We start from the raw sequence: 3,415 nt of genomic DNA on the forward strand, positions 1-3,415 counted from the left end.
TTGTCCGGCGGTGTCCTACTCTCCCACACCCTCCCGAGTGCAGTACCATCGGCGCTGGAGGGCTTAGCTTCCGGGTTCGGAATGTGACCGGGCGTTTCCCCTCCGCCATGACCGCCGTAACTCTATGAACATGTCAACCAACCCAACAACACGGGCGGCAGTTTGTTCAGAGTTGCACAGTGGACGCGTAGCAGCTTGGTAGTCAAGTCCTCGGCCTATTAGTACCGGTCAACTGAACCCGTTACCGGGCTTACATTTCCGGCCTATCAACCCAGTCGTCTAGCTGGGGGCCTTACCCCACAAATGTGGGTGGGATACCTCATCTTGAAGCGAGCTTCCCGCTTAGATGCTTTCAGCGGTTATCCCTTCCGAACGTAGCTAACCAGCCGTGCCCCTGGCGGGACAACTGGCACACCAGAGGTTCGTCCGTCCCGGTCCTCTCGTACTAGGGACAGCCCTTCTCAAGTATCCTACGCGCACGGCGGATAGGGACCGAACTGTCTCACGACGTTCTAAACCCAGCTCGCGTACCGCTTTAATGGGCGAACAGCCCAACCCTTGGGACCTGCTACAGCCCCAGGATGCGACGAGCCGACATCGAGGTGCCAAACCATCCCGTCGATATGGACTCTTGGGGAAGATCAGCCTGTTATCCCCGGGGTACCTTTTATCCGTTGAGCGACACCGCTTCCACATGCCAGTGCCGGATCACTAGTCCCGACTTTCGTCCCTGCTCGACCTGTCAGTCTCACAGTCAAGCTCCCTTGTGCACTTGCACTCAACACCTGATTGCCAACCAGGCTGAGGGAACCTTTGGGCGCCTCCGTTACCCTTTAGGAGGCAACCGCCCCAGTTAAACTACCCACCAGACACTGTCCCTGAACCGGATAACGGTCCGAAGTTAGATACCCAAATCAACCAGAGTGGTATTTCAAGATTGCCTCCACCCATACTGGCGTATGGACTTCACCGGCTCCCACCTATCCTACACAAGCTAATTCAGATACCAATGTCAAGCTATAGTAAAGGTCCCGGGGTCTTTCCGTCCTGCCGCGCGTAACGAGCATCTTTACTCGTACTGCAATTTCGCCGGGCCTGTGGTTGAGACAGTGGGGAAGTCGTTACGCCATTCGTGCAGGTCGGAACTTACCCGACAAGGAATTTCGCTACCTTAGGATGGTTATAGTTACCACCGCCGTTTACTGGCGCTTAAGTTCTCCGCTTCGCCCCGAAGAGCTAACAGGTCCCCTTAACGTTCCAGCACCGGGCAGGCGTCAGTCCATATACATCGAATTACTTCTTCGCATGGACCTGTGTTTTTAGTAAACAGTCGCTTCCCCCTGCTCTCTGCGGCCATACAACGCTCCACCCGCGCGGGGCTTCACGTCTCCGGCCCCCCTTCTCCCTAAGTTACGGGGGCAATTTGCCGAGTTCCTTAACCACAGTTCGCCCGATCGCCTCGGTATTCTCTACCTGACCACCTGTGTCGGTTTGGGGTACGGGCCGCTCAGAACTCGCTAGAGGCTTTTCTCGGCAGCATAGGATCACTGACTTCACCTGAATCGGCTCGGCATCACGTCTCAGCCTCTGTGCGCCGCGGATTTACCTACGGCACGGCCTACACGCTTACCCCGGCACAACCACCGGCCGGGATCAGCTACCTTCCTGCGTCACCCCATCGCTTGACTACTACCCGCCAGGTTCCCACGCTCCCCAACCTCGACCCGAAAGTCTCAGCCAGTTTGGGTGGTTAGCACAACGAGGTTCATCAGGGACGCTCTTTCGCGGGTACGGGAATATCAACCCGTTGTCCATCGACTACGCCTCTCGGCCTCGCCTTAGGTCCCGACTCACCCAGGGCGGATTAGCCTGGCCCTGGAACCCTTGGTCATCCGGCGGAAGGGTTTCTCACCCTTCTTTCGCTACTCATGCCTGCATTCTCACTCGTGCCGCGTCCACAACTGGGTCACCCCGCTGCTTCACCCCCGGCACGACGCTCCCCTACCCACCCACACACCTGCATGCCCCATCAAGGAGACACGAAGTTAAAGTGTGAATGCCACAGCTTCGGCGGTGTGCTTGAGCCCCGCTACATTGTCGGCGCGGAACCACTTGACCAGTGAGCTATTACGCACTCTTTAAAGGGTGGCTGCTTCTAAGCCAACCTCCTGGTTGTCTATGCGACCCCACATCCTTTTCCACTTAGCACACGCTTAGGGGCCTTAGCTGGTGATCTGGGCTGTTTCCCTCTCGACTACGAAGCTTATCCCCCGCAGTCTCACTGCCGCGCTCTCACTTACCGGCATTCGGAGTTTGGCTGATTTCGGTAAGCTTGTGGGCCCCCTAGACCATCCAGTGCTCTACCTCCGGCAAGAAACACGCGACGCTGCACCTAAATGCATTTCGGGGAGAACCAGCTATCACGGAGTTTGATTGGCCTTTCACCCCTAACCACAGGTCATCCCCCAACTTTTCAACGTTGGTGGGTTCGGCCCTCCACGCGGTCTTACCCGCGCTTCAGCCTGCCCATGGCTAGATCACTCCGCTTCGGGTCTAGAGCATGCGACTCAAACGCCCTATTCAGACTCGCTTTCGCTACGGCTCCCCCACACGGGTTAACCTCGCCACATGCCACTAACTCGCAGGCTCATTCTTCAAAAGGCACGCCGTCACCCCGCAAGGCTCCGACGGATTGTAGGCGAACGGTTTCAGGTACTATTTCACTCCCCTCCCGGGGTACTTTTCACCATTCCCTCACGGTACTCGTCCGCTATCGGTCACCAGGAAGTATTTAGGCTTACCAGGTGGTCCTGGCAGATTCACGGCAGATTTCAGGAGTCCGCCGCTACTCGGGAACACCCACAGAAGACCAGCAACTTTCACCTACCGGACTATCACCGTCTACGGTCAGCCATTCCAGACTGTTCGACTAACCACTGGCTTTGTAACTTCTCGAATGCGTGTCAGCACACTCAGCAGGGTCCCACAACCCCGACCACGCAACCCCTGACAGGTATCACACGCCGCCGGTTTAGCCTCAATCCGCTTTCGCTCGCCACTACTCACGGAATCACTATTTGTTTTCTCTTCCTACGGGTACTGAGATGTTTCACTTCCCCGCGTTCCCCCCACACACCCTATGTGTTCAGGTGCGGGTGACATCACATGACTGATGCCGGGTTTCCCCATTCGGACACCCTGGGATCACAGCTTGGTTGACAGCTCCCCCAGGCCTATCGCGGCCTCCCACGTCCTTCATCGGCTCCTGGTGCCAAGGCATCCACCGTTCGCCCTTGACAACTTGACCACAAAGATGCTCGCGTCCACTGTGCAATTCTCAACAAACAACCAACCCACAACCCCACAGCCCCACACCAAGACCCGGCACTCCACCAGCGGTATGCGAGACCAGGCC

General features: G+C 57.2%; 2 rRNA genes. Both read right to left on the reverse strand.

The features are described 5' to 3' along the window. Nucleotides 1-2 precede the first annotated feature (2 nt). Nucleotides 3-119, reverse strand: a 5S ribosomal RNA gene (rrf, locus tag GA0070215_RS27700). A 79-nt stretch (nt 120-198) separates the two neighbouring features. Beyond that, nucleotides 199-3,307 (reverse strand): 23S ribosomal RNA (locus GA0070215_RS27705). Nucleotides 3,308-3,415 lie beyond the last annotated feature (108 nt).

It is taken from the genome of Micromonospora marina, assembly GCF_900091565.1.
In the GTDB taxonomy this organism is placed as follows: domain Bacteria; phylum Actinomycetota; class Actinomycetes; order Mycobacteriales; family Micromonosporaceae; genus Micromonospora; species Micromonospora marina.